The organism is Stenotrophomonas sp. SrG (genome assembly GCF_050031795.1).
GTDB classification, from domain to species: domain Bacteria; phylum Pseudomonadota; class Gammaproteobacteria; order Xanthomonadales; family Xanthomonadaceae; genus Stenotrophomonas; species Stenotrophomonas rhizophila_A.
In genome coordinates this window covers 1-233 of sequence record NZ_JBNBBE010001517.1, presented here as the reverse complement: position 1 = coordinate 233, position 233 = coordinate 1, and the positions used below count along the sequence as shown (strand labels likewise).

Sequence of the window (233 nt, the reverse complement as noted above, 5' to 3'; positions counted from 1 at the left end):
TGATGATGTCCTTCAGCTGGCTCAGCATCTGGCAGCCGTTGCACACGCCCAGCGCGAAGATGTCCTGGCGGGCGAAGAAGCCGGCAAAGGCATCACGCAGCGCGCTGCGCTCCAGCACAGAGGTGGCCCAGCCGCGGCCCGCACCCAGCACGTCGCCGTAGCTGAGGCCGCCACAGGCGGCCAGGCCGGTGAAATCGGCCAGGTCGACGCGGCCGGCGATCTGGTCGCTCTGG

General features: G+C 69.5%; 1 protein-coding gene. It reads right to left on the bottom strand.

The window, feature by feature from the left end; translation table 11 throughout:
- Positions 1–233, bottom strand: a 233-nt coding sequence (locus ACQG3P_RS24450) for a phosphoribosylformylglycinamidine synthase subunit PurQ (RefSeq protein ID WP_426806498.1), incomplete at both ends; no start/stop codon positions are given.